Origin of the sequence: Pseudoalteromonas sp. SG45-1, from assembly GCF_014164135.1 — a bacterium.
GTDB lineage: Bacteria > Pseudomonadota > Gammaproteobacteria > Enterobacterales > Alteromonadaceae > Pseudoalteromonas > Pseudoalteromonas distincta.
Window position 1 is genome coordinate 1 of sequence record NZ_JACJEP010000020.1, and the last position, 15,950, is coordinate 15,950.

The window sequence follows — 15,950 nt, forward strand, 5'->3', positions numbered from 1 at the left end:
GGGCTCGGTAACTGCTCCTGCGTTACCCTACTGGCTTACATCCATGTAAGAATAAGTAAAAACCGAGCAAAGCTTCCGCGTCCTGCTCACGCCCCTTACCTACATCCATGTAGGCAACAAAGAGTTAATCGCCCCTAGAAAGAACCCTTCGGGCAGCGCATGTTTGGTATTTATGCTGCGTTATCGCCTATTTATGGGGAATAACCACACTACATAGGCTCTGCCTTGCCTAAAAACCAAACATACTGCTGCAAATTCACCCACCAATGATCAACACGCCCTAATAAGTTATTTTATTAATTATAAGCTGTAGCTTAAGTTAATGTAGCCAAAGCGGCCAATGTTATCGTAACTTGCGCTACCCGCGCTTGTACCACGTGAACCGTACGGAAGTTTACGATTAAATAGATTATCAACACCTACTTTAACGCCTAAGCCACTATCGAAGTTGTAACCAACAGTCATATCGGTAATAAAGTATTTACCGTAAGACATTTGATTACTTGGGTTCGGGTTATTTTCAAGCTCAACATTTGTATATAAATCTACTTCACTTAAAAAGCGTGTTTCAACTGTTGAGAAAAAGTTATCCATAACATAGCTTACAGATAAGTTAGTTTGCCACTTAGCTTCACCTGTAGTACCAGCGTATTCAATGTAGTTACTAGGGTCGTCTTGGAACGGGTAATCTTTACGTTCAATTAAGTAAGTACCAATTAAGCGGGTTTTGAAGCTACCTTCAAGCGCGTCAAAGTCGTAACCTAGTTCAAAATCTATCCCTGATGCTTTTTGGCCAGCAACATTTAATACAGAGTTTTGTATTAAAGTAATTTCACCATTAGCATTACGTGTAATTAAGTTACAGTACTGATTGTTTATACCTGTTGCGCTATCAACACAGCGATCAAGAATGTCTTGCGCGTTAATTGTGTCAATTGCATCTTCAAGTTCAATTTCCCAGTAATCAATAGTAAGTAGCGCGTTTTCTAAAAACTCTGGTTGGTAAACAATGCCTACAGTTGTACTTGTTGACTCTTCGCCTTTAACATCGCGGTTACCACTGCTTAAACCATCTAAAGAGGCTGAATCGTAATCTGAATTAAAGTCACTCGCTACGCCTAATGCGGCACAGTTTGCAGTACGTGTTGCACCGTTTGATAAGTCACCTAAGTTTTCAGCACGACACGGGTCGTCTACATTGTAGAAAGTTTGACTCGGTGCACCAAATACTTCACTAATGTTTGGCGCACGAAGTGCTGCAGATTGTGTTACACGTACACGTAGCTCATCATTTACAGTCCAATCAAGACCAAGTTTCCAGCTAGTTGCTTCGCCAATAGTACTGTAGTCAGCATGACGTACTGCAGTGTCAAATACTAAATCTTGAATAAGCGGCAAATCAGTTGAAATTGGGATCGTCGCTTCAAAAAATACTTCGCGTACGTTGAACGAGCCTTTATCTTCGCCCAGTGCGTTAAAGAAAGTACCTTCTGCGTTATCTGGCTCTTTTGTTTCGCTTTCTTCTTTACGGTACTCGGCACCAAATGCAACACCTACATAGCCTGCTGGTAATTCAAAAATAGCGCCATTAGCAAGTGAGCCAGAAACAACCGTTTGCTTAATTGTTGAGGTACCAACTGATACTGTATTTATGTAATCAATAGCTTGTTGAGATGGTGCGCCAAAACCCATAATGTTTACAGGCACACATCCGTCAGCTTGTGCAGCAGCACTACGACATACTACGTTACCATTTGTATCTTCAACGGCATCAAGTGCATTAAAGTAGTTGGCTAAAATCATGTTAGCGCCGTTTTCACGCTCAAGATCAGTTTGGCCATAAACAACTGATGTATCTAATTCCCAATCTTCAAATACAGTCCCTTTTAAGCCGGTAACAAAGCGCGTTGTTTCACGCGTATTGTTTTCAATGCGGCGGCCAAGGTCGGTCATCATGCGGTTAACCATGATCGAATCAACACCTTCCTCTTCCATACGTGCTTTGATGGCTGGGTCTAGGTAAGGGTTGTCGATTTTAATGCTATTGTCGCTGTCGAAAAAGAAAAATGCAGGTTGGCCTATGCTTTCGCCTTGGCTGTTTACGTATTTTGCATCAAAGTAGACATTTAAGTCGTCGGTAACATCGTAGTTAACTTTAAAGTTTACGTTGTAGCGCTCGAACTCAGGTTGAATCTCTTCAAATTGACCAAGATTAAACGAATCACAGTTTGCACATGACAAGCCATCTACATTATCACCTATGTATAAGTCGCGAGCGCTACTGTCGGCGTTAAAGCTATTAGTATATCCATCTTCAAGTGCATAAACACCGGCGTTATTAATTGCGTAATAACCAGCATTAGGTGTTAAGATTTTGTCAGGGAAGGCTGCGCTATCTTTGTTTGCATCTGTTTGGGCTTGATTACGTAAACTACTAAACGAAGTACTAGTCCAAGGGTGGTCAAGTGCATTTAATGAATCTTGGCCAGAGTACTCAATAGCAAAAGCTGCATTACCACGGCCGTTATCAAAATTAGAGCCGTACGAGAACGTCGCTTTTTCGTTGTTGTAGCTGTTTAAATCGGCAAAACCTCGGGTAACACTAAAATCCATACCTTCAATGTTGTCTTTTAATATAAAGTTTACAACACCTGTTACCGCGTCAGCTCCATATACAGCGGATGCACCACCAGTGATAATTTCTACACGCTCGACCCATACACTTGGAATAGTATTGGTATCCACAGCTTGAGAACCTGCAGAGCTTGATACATGACGCTTACCATTTACAAGTACTAAGGTACGGTCTGTACCCATGTTACGTAAATCAAGAATATTTAAACCAGCAGTACCAATAAAACGGCCTGAGTTAGCCATAGAATATGTATTGCCAAGTGCTGGCAAATTGTTTAGCGCTTCACCAATGTTTACAGCGCCTGTATTAATTAGCTGCTCGCCACTTATAACTGTTACTGGTGCAGGTGCAATAGCACCTTCACGTAAAATACGTGAACCCGTTACTTCAACGCGTTCAATTTTTGTTGCTTGCTCATCTTGTGCAAGCACAGAGTTACTTGCTGTTGCAGCAGCAGTAATTAATGCACATTTAATGCTAGTAGAAAGTAAATTATGACGTTTCATGTGTTTCCCAAAGGACATTTTATAGTAATTTAATACAATATTTATTTTTACTTAATACAGTCTGTATTAGATAAAAACCTATAACTTTTTTATGAGGTCGGCGATTATTGCACGGGGAAACCAGTAATAGAAGAGAGGTAACTTGATGGATTCAAATGAGTTATTTCTGTATCAATTTTTATAAAGTTCAGTTTGTTGCGTTTTTTACATTTATAATTTTAATTATTTGATATGAGTTTGTAACTAAAAATAAGGTTTTTTTATTGTCTATGCACTTTTCATTATCATGTAGTGTTTTTTGTTTTCATTTGAGTGTTAATAATGAACTTTTTTATGGCTTTCATATTAATTTTTTAGGAGAAGGTTAGTTAATTAATAAATTTTAATAGAAGGTTTATTAGTCTTTAATGTTTTATTTATGTAATTTCATGTTGTCGTGAAGTAATTTAAAATACGCTATTTTTGTTGCTAATAAATATAAAATGAGTAAATTTCATCTTTGAAAAGTAAAAAGGCCCAGTTTATGGGCCTTTTATTAACAATAAAACTTACATTTTATATGAAAAAGTAATGTAACCAAAACGCCCTATATTATCGTAGCTAGCACTTCCGCTACCATCACCACGTGTACCATAAGGTAACTCACGATTGAATAGGTTATCTACACCCACTTTTAAGCCAACACCGTTATCAAAGTTATAACCGACTGTCATGTCAGTAATTATGTATGTACCAAAAGTAGTTAAACTATTTGGATTGGGGTTATCGCTTAAATCTTGATCTGTGTATAAGCTTACTTCTTCGATATAACGAGTGCTCAAAGATGTGTATAAGTTTTCGTAGCTGTATTCTATATTTAAGTTAGCTTGCCATTGCGCTTCACCTGTAACGCCCGCATATTCAATGTAGTCGCTAGGCTCATCTTGGAATGGGAACTCTTTACGCTCAATCAAATATGTACCAATAAAGCGTGTTTTAAAGCTACCTTCAAGCGCATCAAAGTCGTAACCTAATTCAAAGTCAACACCAGATGCTTCTTGACCTGACACATTAAGCACTGAGTTTTGAATTAACGAAATCTCACTGTTTGCATCACGTGTAATAAGACTACAATATTGATTTGAAATACCTGAGCCGCTATCAACACAACGATCTAGGATATCTTGCGCACTGATAGTCGAGATTGCATCTTCAAGCTCAATTTTCCAGTAATCGATAGTAAGTGTTGCGTTTTCAATAAACTCTGGTTGGTAAACTAGACCAATAGTAGTACTTGTAGATTCTTCACCCTTCACATCTCGGTTACCGCTTTGTAAACCTTCAAGTGTTTGTGAATCATAGTCAGAATCAAAACCTTCTGGCACACCTAATGCAGCACAGTTGGCACGGCGTGTACTACTGTTTTGTAAATCATTTAAGTTATCAGCTTGACAAGGATCGTCGACACTGTAGAAAGTTTGGCTCGGTGCACCAAAAATTTCACCAATATTTGGCGCTCTTAGCGCTTCTGATTGTGTTAAACGAAAACGAAGCTCATCGTTTAGAGTCCAATCAAGCCCTAATTTCCAGCTAGTTGCATCGCCAATTGTGCTGTAATCAGCGTAGCGTACAGCTGCATCCAGCACTAAGTCTTGAACAAATGGCATATCAGAAAGTAGTGGAATTGATACTTCTGTAAAAATTTCACTTACATCAAAGTCGCCTTTGTCTTCACCAAGTGCATTAAAGAATGTGCCTTCAGCATTATTTGGCTCTTTTGTTTCACTTTCTTCTTTACGGTATTCAACACCAAAAGCCATACCTACATAACCTGCAGGTAATTCAAATAATCCACCATTGGCCAAAGAAGCAGATACTACAGTTTGAGTGATTTCAGATGTACCTGTAGAAACAGTATTAATGTAGTCAATTGCTTCATCACTTGGCGCACCAAAGCCCATAATATTTACAGGAACACAGCCTTCAGCTTGTGCTGCTTCACTTCTACATACAATATTACCATTGCCATCATCTACCGCATCAAGTGCGTTAGAGTAATTTTCAAGAATCATATTCGCGCCATTGACGCGTTCTAATTCTGTTTTACCACGTACAATAGATGCATCTAAATCCCAATCACTAAAGACCGTACCTTTAAGGCCAGCTACAAATCGTGTTGTTTCGCGTGTATTGTTTTCAATGCGACGACCTAAATCAGTCATCATACGAAGTACATTTATTGATTCTACGCCTTCACCATCGTTAGCTTCTACCATAAGCTTCTTAACACTTGGGTCTAAATATGCGTTATCAATTTGTATGGTATTACGTGGATCGCCAAAGAAAAATGCGGGTTGGCCAATGCTTTCACCTTCACTGTTTACGTATTTGGCTTCAAAATAAGCATTTAAATCGTCTGTTACATCATAGTTAACTTTAAAGTTAACATTGTAACGTTCGAATTTTGGTTGTATCTCGTCAAACTGGGCTAGGTTAAACGAATCACAATCTGCACATAGAAGACCGTCAACGTTGTCACCAGTATAAATGTCACGATGAGAGCCATCTGCATTAAATGTATTTACATAACCATTACCTAGGCTAAATACGCCTGCGTTATTAATTGCGTAGTAACCAGCATTTGGCGTATAAATCTTATCAGGAAAATTAGGGTCGTCTTTATTAGAATCGTTTTGGGCTTGGTTACGTAGACTTGAGTATGAACCATCAGTCCAAGGGTGATCTAACGCATTTAAAGAGTCTTGAGCTGAGTATTCAACTGCAAATGCAGCATTACCACGGCCATCATCAAAGTTCTTACCATATGAAAAGGTTGCCTTTTCATTGTTGTAATCACTTAAATCTGAAACGCCTTTAGTTACAGTAAAGTCTAAACCTTCAATATTATCTTTTAAAATAAAGTTAACAACACCTGTTACAGCATCAGCACCGTAAACAGCAGATGCACCGCCTGTTACAATTTCTACACGCTCAACCCATACGCTTGGTATAGTATTAGTGTCAACAGATTGTGAGCCTGCTGAGCTCGAAACATGGCGTTTACCATTTACAAGTACAAGCGTACGGTCAGTACCCATGTTACGTAAATCAAGAATATTTAGACCTGCAGTACCAATAAAGCGGCCTGAGTTTGCTAAAGAATATGTGTTACCTAGTGCTGGTAGTTTATTTAACGCTTCACCGATATTCACTGCACCAGTATTAAGAAGTTGTTCACCAGTAATTACAGTTACAGGTGCAGGCGCAATTGCACCAACTCGGCTGATTTTTGAACCTGTTACTTCAACTCGTTCTATTTTTGTATCCTCAGCATCTGCTGCAATAGAAGTATGCGCCAAACCAATTGCACTTAAACAGAGAGCTGTTTTTATGCCGCTTGAGAGCTGGTTATAAGATTTCATATTATCCCCTAGATGAATTAGTTGTTTTTTTAAACTTAAGTGCAATATAAAATTCATGTTAGTAATTATTTGTATACAAAATTTACATTGCGCACCCAGATTTAACACTTGCAGTTTTTTAGGCAATGGATTATCGCTGAACCTACAAATAAAGAAGACAAGTGGGTTGTTAAAATGTAGTTAAAACAATGGTTTAAAATGTTTCGGTTAACTTCTTGTTTGCTCTATTGGCAATGTGTTTATATTTTGTATCTTGTTTGTCTTTTTTATTGTTTTTTACTTATTGATTTTTAAAAGTATAAATATTTATATGTTTATTTTCATGGTTTTATAGTTGTGTTTTTGGGGATTGTTTTGTTACTTTTGAGGTTTATATCGTATAGGGTTAGCTTGATAATTTATTTTCATAAATTCAAGATTAAGTTCTGTCTTTTACCGCTAATACAAACTGTAAAGGGGCTTTACAGATAGCTTCCAAAGTTCAAGCAGTAGAGTTACTTTTTTTACTTTAATTGATACAATTAGGCGTCTTTCATTCATAAGGTTGTTCATGAAATATTTCTTATTAAATATTGCGTTATTATTTAGCTCATTGGTTTTAGCCGAGGAACCTGTCGATCTTGAAATAAATATGAAAAATACGGGCCTTGCGTATAAACAAGCAGTACAGGCAACTCAACTTAGTGAATTTAATACTGCGATTGACGAATTTATAGAACTAGTAAAAGTAAGTAAAACAGGTAAGTTCTACAAAAAGCCTGAGCAGTCATTGCAGGGCCTTGATAAAGTGATTGCTCAGGCTGAGCTTGCAAAAAAAGCAGCGAACGAGCAGGGGCTAAGTGCGGCAAAAGAACCGTTAAAAAATATAGATAATTTACGTAAAAAATATCATGAGCTACATGAGCCTCCAGGGTTCTTTGAATTACTGTTCGGTTCATAAACCTAAACTATATGTATCTTTAGTCGCTACTTTTAAGCTAACTGCGTTAAAAGTATCTGCAGCAATAAATATAAGGAAACACAATGGAAATTTCAGTTTCAATGTTAGAAGGCCAAAAGCAAAGCGCTAAATTTGGCGACCTAGAAGTAATCAGCGATCAAAGTGTAAACGCTGGTGGCAACGCAGAGCATCCAGAACCGTTTGATTACTTTTTAGTAAGTATGGTTTTATGTGCAGGTTTTTATGCACGTAAATTTTGTGAGCAGCGTGATATTTCAACGCAAGGTATGACGCTTACTCAAAATAATGAAAATGTAGATGATAACGGTAAAAAGTTATTTTCAATTGAGATTAACCTACCAGACGGTTTTCCTGATAAATATAAAAAGGCGCTTATTGCAGCCGTTAATACCTGTACGGTAAAAAAAGTAATTCAGGCAGTGCCAGAGTTTTCAGTAGTGGTAAAATAATCCTCCCTAAATTAGGTAGCTTTAACAGGCTACCTAATTATGTATAGTGCCCCACGGCTTAACTTATTTCTTTTTCATTCCTTGTACTGCTTTAAAGCGTGGGTTGTTTTTGCAAATTACAAATACACGACCTTTGCGTTTTACAATTTGACACCCCGGGCGTTGCTTCGCACTTTTTAGGGAACTCAATACTTTCATACCTTTTCCTTTTTAACAGTCGATAAACTTTTAAAACGACGGTTAAACTGTGCAACACGGCCATCTGTAGCAACAGTTTTTTGCTTGCCTGTATAAAATGGATGTGAGTCACTTGATACGTCAATAGGTACATATGGATAAGTATTACCGTCTATTTCTACTGTGCGGCTTGTTTTAATGGTTGAGCCAATAATAAAGTAAGAATCGGCAGCAGTATCGTGAAAAGCAACCACTTGGTAATCAGGATGAATATTTGGTTTCATAATACGCCTCAATAAATGATATGTGATAATGTATCATTTTAATTTAACGTATTTATTCTCTCATTGCAAATTATTTAAATGCTCCCCAAAAGGGGCGTAATTGCTGGCTATTTGTGCAAATAAATCAAAAAATAAGCACTTGAATTAAAAATGCTGGCTATTGGCGTTTAGGCTGTTATAACTATATTTAAGAGTTAAAACGTTAACAAATACGGTTATAAAGTTATTACAGAGGTTATGTATGAGTGACGCAACACAACAACAAGAACAAATTGACCAAGGGGTGATGGAAACCCTAAGAGAGCGCGACCACAGTACCTTGGCGCAACAAGTAAATCCGTTAACCTGCAACCACAATGATATTGTAGAGTTACTAGCAAGGTATATGGCACTTAGTGAGCAAGAAGATGATGAGCTGTTTGATACTTGGTTTGATAACCTAACTAAAGAGCAACATACTGTTTTAAAAGTATTTGAAGTTTACCGTGGACAATATGAGCACCAAAATTAAAGTGTTTATTTTTGTAAGTATGCCAAATCCAGTGGTTATTTAAATAAAACTAAATAGCCACTACTACTTTTTAACTAGAAAGTAGTAATGTTGTATCAACCACTACTCCCACCTGTTTTCATCATAATTTTTTGCGGATTTAATCTTATCTTTATTTAGGTACGACTTACTGATATTCATAAGTATTTATTGCTATTTTAAGGTAATGTTCTAGTTTTAATAGACAGACTGTTTATAATTTAAATAAGTTTATGGGTTATATACTCGAAAATATTCGCTCCCATTTCGTAATTCATAAAACACTTAAAATTAATTGAGCTTTAATGATTAAACCTGAGATCCCAAGTAACGAAGCAGAGCGATTACATGCGTTAAAAACATTAAAAATTCTAGATACGTCGCATGAAGAGCGCTTTGATCGTGTTACTCGTATTGCCAAGCGTATGTTTAATGTTTCTATTTCATTGGTTACTTTAATTGACGAAGACCGCCAATGGTTTAAATCTAGGCAGGGGCTTGATGCGCCTGAGCTTCCTCGCGAAACCTCATTTTGTGGCCATACCATAAATCAAGACGAGCTCTTAATAATCCCAGATACAGCCCAAGATAAAAGGTTTTATGATAACCCTTTTGTTGCAGGCGATCCTAAGGTACGCTTTTATGCAGGCTTTCCTTTAAAATTAAGGCAAGGGGTTATTATAGGCACTTTATGCCTTGCCGATAATAAACCTAGACACCTTAATGATGAAGAAAAACAATTACTAAGAGATTTAGGCACATTGGTTGAGCAAGAGATTCAATCAATTCAACTAGCTACAATTGACGAGTTAACAAGAATCTCTAACCGGCGTGGCTTTTTGAACCTTGCTGAGCATACGCTAAATGTATGTAGACGAAACAAAGTATCAATGTCGTTTATATTGTTTGATCTTAATAAGTTTAAACAAATTAATGATGTTTATGGACACCACGAAGGCGATTTTGTATTGAATAAATTTGCGCAAATTATGCTTAGTTCATTTTGTGATTGTGAAGTAATAGGCAGACTTGGCGGAGATGAGTTTGTAGTAATGCTAAGTGATTTAGATGAAACAAAAGCTGAGTTTGTTTTACAAAGGTTTGCGGATGCAATTGCGCATGCCAATAATACCTTAAATAAGCCATACAAAATTGATTACAGTGTAGGGGTAACACACTTTAAATACGATACAGGTAAATCGGTTGAGGATATGATTCAAGATGCTGATGTTGCAATGTATCAGCAAAAAAAGCAGCAACCACTTTAGTGAGCTATTTAGTTTAATTGCTGTTTGAACTTCACTTAACTTCCTCATGCTAGTACGAATCTTATAATAGGTAGCTATTGGCTATTGCAGTCATTTTTTGCAGAGGGTGATGCTAAAGACACATTTGGTTGCCAAATCCTGTCCCATATTTTATGAAGATTGCTTAAGTTTGGTCTTTGACTTATTTTTTCAAAGTTACCAATGCTCACCTCTGAATCATTTTTTTGACCCACTACAAAATTAAACACATAGTTGCATTCCATGCCCATACGTAAATCAGAAAGTACAATACTGCTTTGCTGTTGACGCACCGAATAAAACCCTTTAGTAAACCACTCCAAGCGCTTTATAGCCCATTCATCGCTAATATTATTTAACAATGAAGGCGTTGTTTGATAAGGCGTTAATGTAACATCGTTGGGCACGTCAAATACTGATGCATAACCTTCGTAGTATTGTCCGTCAGACATCACAACAATACGCCACAGCAAAGTGGTTAGCGGGGCAGGCGTACTAATATACGCATTTACTGGTATTTGCCTGTTGTTGAGTGCTGTTTTTACCTTGTCATCAATACTTACTTTTAAAATTAAAGCACAAAATAAATATAGACTACTTAAAACTAAGGCCGCTGCATTTATACAATAAGCCGTTGCTGCTTGTATTTTGGGTATTAGCGTACATATTACGCCAATTAATAAAGGAAGCGTGTAAGCGGGGTCAATAATAAACACACTAGAAACCGCAAAGGGGTACTCAGTAAAAGGCCAAAGTAATTGTGTACCGTATACCGTTAGGCTGTCTAATATGGCATGTGTAGATAAACTTAAAAATACTAGCCAAAACCAGCGCACTTTATAAATTTGCATTCCCGCGTGTATTTTTAATATTAGCCATACAATGAGCGGACTAATTAATAAATGTATTAATAACGAATGGCTAAAGCTACGGTGGTAAGTAAATGCTTCTACAGAGCCACCATAAGGCAAAAATACATCTAAATCAGGAAGTGTGCCTAAAATTGCTCCCCATAAAACGGCTTTTCGACCTATTTTATTGCCTAATACCGCATAACCTACAGCACTACCTAATGCTACCTGCGTTAAAGAATCCATTTTGATTAATACCTTTAATTGCGACTTTTATTATTTATACTTTTTGATTATTAAAAAGCGTCAAAAAATAATGTGAAATATTTGATAAGCACATCAATGCCCAAAATTTATAAACTAAGCCTGGGCTTTATAAAATCTAAAAACGCTGTAATGCGAGACGATACCGCACTATTTTTATAATACACGGCTTGTATAATTTCTCGGTTATTAGGTGAGCTAACTGCACTGGGTAACACTTCAACTAATTTACCTGTTTTTAGATCATTGCCAATCATAAAGTGAGAAAGTAGCGCAACGCCTTGGTTTGCAATACATAGTTGCCGCACTGTTTCGCCGCTGCTTGCGCTAAGCGAAAACGTAAATAAAGCGGGCTTTACTAACGGCCAAGTGTTTAATTTAGGGGAGTCACTAAAACCAATTATCTTGTGATTTTGTAAGTCATCTATTTGCGTAATTGTTGCGTTGTTTTTTATATATTCTGGGCTGGCTACAATACGTAACTGGCTGCTGCCAAGTTTACGAGCATGTAAATTTGAGTCTTTTAAATCACCAATGCGTATGGCTAAATCGGTTTTATGTTCAAGTAAATCAATAATGCTGTCGTGTGAGGTTATATCAAGCGTTATGTGGGGGTATTGCTTGGCAAATTCGCCAATTAAAGGTGTAAGTTGGTGCAATACAAAAGGGCTTGCCGCATCTATTCGCAGCTTGCCACTTGGCGCTTGTTTTAAAAGCTTTATGGCTTCTTCACCGGTATAAAGCGTATTTAACCCTTCGCGTGCAAATTTTATAAAAGTATGGCCTTCTTCGGTAAGCTCTAACCGGCGTGTTGTTCTGTTTAGCAAAGTACATTGCAGTGTATTTTCAAGGCGTGATACAGCTCGCGACACTTTAGCCACCTGCTGATCGAGCAAGTTAGCCGCCCCGGAAAAGCTTCCGCAATCTACTACCGTTATAAACGTTTCTAAATCTTCAGTTTTTGAATGAACTGCCATAAGTATACCAACACCATCTTTGCATTATTAACAAAAGTATTTTGTCACTAATGCTATTTTTTGCAAACGATATTTTAGCCAAACTACATTCTTCAAATATTAATGAGGATATAACTATGCCATTGGCTTTGTGGGCGCTTACCTTAAGCGCATTTGCAATCGGAACAACTGAGTTTGTAATAGTGGGATTAGTACCCACCATTGCAAACGACTTAGGCGTAAGCCTACCTTCAGCAGGTTTGCTTGTAAGTTTATATGCGGTTGGCGTTGCCATCGGTGCGCCGGTGCTAACGGCTTTAACGGGTCGTTGGAATCGTAAAGTGGTACTAATAAGCTTAATGGGCTTATTTGTTTTAGGTAACTTACTTGCATGGCAAGCGCCAAGTTACGAAACATTAATACTTGCGCGCATTTTAACGGGGCTTGCCCATGGTGTGTTTTTTTCAATCGGATCGATGATTGCCACAAGTCTAGTAAGCAAAGACAAAGAAGCCAGTGCAATAGCCATTATGTTTACCGGGCTTACTGTAGCACTCGTAACTGGTGTGCCACTAGGTACATGGATTGGACAACACTTTGGTTGGCGTGCAACGTTTTTAGTTGTGTCGGTATTAGGTTTAATTGCATTAATCGGCAGCTCTATTTTAGTGCCAAAAAATTTAAAACAATCAATACCAGCGACGTTTAAAGAGCAACTACAAGTAATCGTAAAACCGCGTTTATTACTGGTGTATTTAATGACGATATTGGGCTATGGCGGCACGTTTACAGCGTTTACTTATTTAGCACCTATTTTAGAGCAACAAACAGGTTTTGCGCCTTCGGCTATTGCCTTAATAATGCTTGTTTACGGTGTATCGGTAGCGGTAGGTAATATTTGGGGTGGAAAGTTGGCCGACAAACGCGGCCCAATTAGCGCACTGAGCATTATATTCAGCGCTTTGAGTATTATTTTAATGATATTTACTTTTACGATGGAATCAAAAATTGCTGCTGTACTTACTATTTTAGTATGGGGCGCATTTGCTTTTGGTAATGTGCCAGGCTTGCAACTTTATGTAGTAAAGCAAGCGCAAAAGCACACGCCCAATGCGGTAGATGTTGCATCAGGTTTAAACATAGCCGCATTTAATATTGGTATTGCACTTGGCTCAATTATTGGCGGTAGCGTAGTAGAGAACATGACCCTGCAAGATACAGCATGGATAGGCGCCGTTATCTCTGTTTTAGCACTTGGTGTTACACGCTACAGCGGTATGCTTGATAAACGTGAAATTCAGCAAGCATAAAGCCTTAGCAGGGTCTGTTGACCTTTTAGGATTAAATTTGTTCAATCTAGGGATGATTTAATCACGGAGCGAGGTTTGTAAACTAGTGGGCTAAGTAAAAATCGAGGGACAAAGAGTAAATCCACCCTAGGAAGAACCTACAGGCAGCGCGTATTTGGCATTTATGCTGCGTTATCGCCTATTAATGTGGAACAACCACACTGCATAGGCTCTGCCTTGCCTAAATACCAAATACACTGCTGCAAATGTAATCTCTAAAGATTAACAGACCCTAACCTTGAAACTAAAATTAATGACCTCATACATGTTATGAGGTCATAGATTTTTAAGTGACAGTCGTAATAAGAAGTAAAAGGTGTATTTCGTAAAACTTTTAAAAGTTTGTATTTCAAAACCGATTATTTTATAAGGATAAACCATGACAAAACGTGTAATAGAAATGCCAGAACTAGGTATGGGAACATTCCGCTTAGAGGGCGACACTGCCTATAACTCAGTAAAAATGGCACTCGAAGTTGGGTTTCGCCATATTGATACCGCACAAATTTATGGCAACGAAGAGCAAGTAGGTCAAGCCATAAAAGATAGTAATATTCCGCGCAGTGAAATATTCTTAACCACCAAAGTGTGGAATAACAAATTAAATAAAAGCGACTTTATCCCAAGCGTTAAAAAGTCACTTGAAAAGCTACAAGTTGATTCGGTCGACTTACTGCTAGTTCATTGGCCATCGCCTGCTAACGACGAGCCAATGAGTGAATACCTCACTGAATTACTAAAAGCGAAGCAGCTTGGTTTAACTAAGCACATTGGTGTATCAAACTTCACCATTGCAAACTTAAATGAAGCAATGCAAACACTTGACTCGCGTGAAATATTTACCAATCAGGTTGAGGTTCACCCATATTTAACTAATACTAAATTGCGTGCATTTTGTGCTCAGCACGATATACACGTGACAGCGTACATGCCATTTGTAGTAGGCAAAGTACTTAAAGATCAAACCATTATCGACATTGCTAAAAAGCACGATGCAAGTCCAGCACAAGTTGTTTTAGCATGGGTTAACGCAAGCGGCATGACGACAATTCCATCATCAACTAAGCGCAAAAACTTAGAAGATAACTTTAACGACCACGTTAAGTTAGATGATGAAGACATAGCCCGCATTGATGGTCTTGATTGTGGCGACCGCCAAGCAACACCAGACTTTGCGCCGCAGTGGGATCAGTAAACTTACCTCAAACGCAAAGTTAAACTAAATATTTTAAGGTGTAGATTATCTACACCTTAACTTTTAAAAGGAATACACATGTTAACGGTTATAGCGGCACTGTCGTGCAAAAATATTGATGCAGATGTGATGCTTACAGCACTTGAAAACTTACAAAAGTCATCGCGCCAAGAAGTAGGGTGCTTACGTTATGAACTATCTGTAAAAAGTGATGATGAACATACCGATTATGTTGTTAGCGAACAGTGGGCGTCTGACGAGCACTTTGAAGCGCATAAAAACGAGCCACACTTTAAAGCATTTGGTACGCAAGTTACTGGGCTTTTAACCAATAGTAGTATTGATGTATATAAATCAATTGGTTAAATTCTTTTTATAGTGCCTATTATGGTACGTATTAAAATACTTAGCTAAATTATATATCATAAAGTAAATACTCAAATAGGTGCTGTTATCTTACATCACCTTTTATTCTTACACTCCAACCTGCCTAAATACCCAACTTCGCCAATATCAATGAAACCTATTAGGACTCTTTTTTGTTAATTCGCATTCGTAGTGCTTCGAAATCAAAAGAGGTTCATAACTTTATTAAGAGTCGTTTTGCTATCACAACCCACTCTAATAAATAGCCTATTTAATTTGTTGTTTACATTAAAGTTCTCTGGTGTAAATTATAGAAATATAACATGGCATTTTAGTCAGCCGTAAATAGTTCGAGTGGTACTGAATAAGAGACTCAAAATAGCAAACTATTTATATATTTTTTGTGTGTTATATTTTTAGAGCTGAGTTAATTAAACTAATAATGGAGACATGGGTATGGAAATTAATAAATCTAATCAATCTATCCTTATTTTTGTAATCCCTTTATTAGCTGCGTATTTCGGATCAAAAGTCATATTTCACTTATTTGCTTTTGAGTATCTTGTGTTTACAGATACTTTTGACATTCTAAAGCTACTCATTGATATTAGTGTATTTGGAGTGTTGTTCTATATTAGTTCGCTGGGCGTTGGTTATGTCATCAGAGCTAAAACATAAGTTTTTAATCATTAGCTGGTAAATTGCTAGCTAAAAAATCACAGCCAATAAAGCCTTAACAGC

The 15,950-nt window shown here is 37.5% G+C and carries 14 protein-coding genes; 8 read left to right on the plus strand and 6 right to left on the minus strand.

Features of this window, described 5'->3' with window-relative positions:
* Positions 1-300 precede the first annotated feature (300 nt).
* Both H5117_RS15280 and H5117_RS15285 read right to left on the minus strand, forming a co-directional pair.
* Positions 301-3,141 carry a TonB-dependent receptor domain-containing protein gene (locus H5117_RS15280; protein ID WP_182738575.1) on the minus strand — a complete coding sequence of 947 codons (2,841 nt, stop codon included), beginning with the start codon at positions 3,139-3,141 and terminating at the stop codon, positions 301-303.
* Positions 3,142-3,689: 548 nt separating this feature from the next.
* A complete protein-coding gene (locus H5117_RS15285; protein WP_182738576.1) occupies positions 3,690-6,542 on the minus strand; it encodes a TonB-dependent siderophore receptor in 2,853 nt (950 codons plus the stop codon).
* Between the two features lie 550 nt (positions 6,543-7,092).
* Between H5117_RS15285 and H5117_RS15290 the strand changes: the two genes are divergently transcribed.
* Positions 7,093-7,482, plus strand: a complete 390-nt coding sequence (locus H5117_RS15290) for a cytochrome b562 (protein WP_182738577.1) — start codon at positions 7,093-7,095, stop codon at positions 7,480-7,482.
* A gap of 83 nt (positions 7,483-7,565) precedes the next feature.
* Positions 7,566-7,952, plus strand: coding sequence for an OsmC family protein (locus H5117_RS15295; protein WP_002958670.1), 387 nt, complete (start codon positions 7,566-7,568; stop codon positions 7,950-7,952).
* Between the two features lie 63 nt (positions 7,953-8,015).
* Here the strand turns inward: H5117_RS15295 and ykgO are convergent, their stop codons facing one another.
* A complete protein-coding gene (gene ykgO, locus H5117_RS15300; protein WP_002958669.1) occupies positions 8,016-8,150 on the minus strand; it encodes a type B 50S ribosomal protein L36 in 135 nt (44 codons plus the stop codon).
* Positions 8,147-8,413: a type B 50S ribosomal protein L31 gene (locus H5117_RS15305; RefSeq protein ID WP_182712301.1), complete on the minus strand. Its 267-nt coding sequence runs from the start codon at positions 8,411-8,413 to the stop codon at positions 8,147-8,149. The genes ykgO and H5117_RS15305 overlap by 4 nt, the downstream gene beginning before the upstream one ends.
* 241 nt (positions 8,414-8,654) lie before the next feature.
* Here H5117_RS15305 and H5117_RS15310 point away from each other — a divergent pair, with 241 nt between their 5' ends.
* Positions 8,655-8,924, plus strand: coding sequence for a hypothetical protein (locus H5117_RS15310; protein ID WP_039487544.1), 270 nt, complete (start codon positions 8,655-8,657; stop codon positions 8,922-8,924).
* A gap of 323 nt (positions 8,925-9,247) precedes the next feature.
* On the plus strand, positions 9,248-10,210 hold the full coding sequence (locus H5117_RS15315) for a sensor domain-containing diguanylate cyclase (RefSeq protein WP_182738578.1): 963 nt from the start codon (positions 9,248-9,250) through the stop codon (positions 10,208-10,210).
* A 74-nt stretch (positions 10,211-10,284) separates the two neighbouring features.
* On the opposite strand, the gene H5117_RS15320 is transcribed toward H5117_RS15315, so the two are convergent.
* Together H5117_RS15320 and H5117_RS15325 are read right to left on the minus strand one after the other, a co-directional pair.
* Positions 10,285-11,325, minus strand: a complete 1,041-nt coding sequence (locus tag H5117_RS15320) for a metal-dependent hydrolase (protein WP_182738579.1) — start codon at positions 11,323-11,325, stop codon at positions 10,285-10,287.
* A 107-nt stretch (positions 11,326-11,432) separates the two neighbouring features.
* Positions 11,433-12,320 carry a LysR family transcriptional regulator gene (locus tag H5117_RS15325; RefSeq protein ID WP_182692513.1) on the minus strand — a complete coding sequence of 296 codons (888 nt, stop codon included), beginning with the start codon at positions 12,318-12,320 and terminating at the stop codon, positions 11,433-11,435.
* 116 nt (positions 12,321-12,436) lie between these two features.
* Here H5117_RS15325 and H5117_RS15330 point away from each other — a divergent pair, with 116 nt between their 5' ends.
* The 4 genes from H5117_RS15330 to H5117_RS15345 all read left to right on the plus strand — a co-directional run bounded on the left by H5117_RS15330 (position 12,437) and on the right by H5117_RS15345 (position 15,887).
* Positions 12,437-13,609 carry an MFS transporter gene (locus H5117_RS15330; RefSeq protein ID WP_182692517.1) on the plus strand — a complete coding sequence of 391 codons (1,173 nt, stop codon included), beginning with the start codon at positions 12,437-12,439 and terminating at the stop codon, positions 13,607-13,609.
* A 418-nt stretch (positions 13,610-14,027) separates the two neighbouring features.
* Complete coding sequence (dkgB, locus tag H5117_RS15335) at positions 14,028-14,843, plus strand: 2,5-didehydrogluconate reductase DkgB (RefSeq protein WP_154902884.1); 816 nt, start codon at positions 14,028-14,030, stop codon at positions 14,841-14,843.
* Between the two features lie 78 nt (positions 14,844-14,921).
* Positions 14,922-15,209 carry a putative quinol monooxygenase gene (locus H5117_RS15340; RefSeq protein ID WP_002958660.1) on the plus strand — a complete coding sequence of 96 codons (288 nt, stop codon included), beginning with the start codon at positions 14,922-14,924 and terminating at the stop codon, positions 15,207-15,209.
* 456 nt (positions 15,210-15,665) lie between these two features.
* Positions 15,666-15,887: a hypothetical protein gene (locus H5117_RS15345; protein WP_182692514.1), complete on the plus strand. Its 222-nt coding sequence runs from the start codon at positions 15,666-15,668 to the stop codon at positions 15,885-15,887.
* Positions 15,888-15,950: the final 63 nt, after the last annotated feature.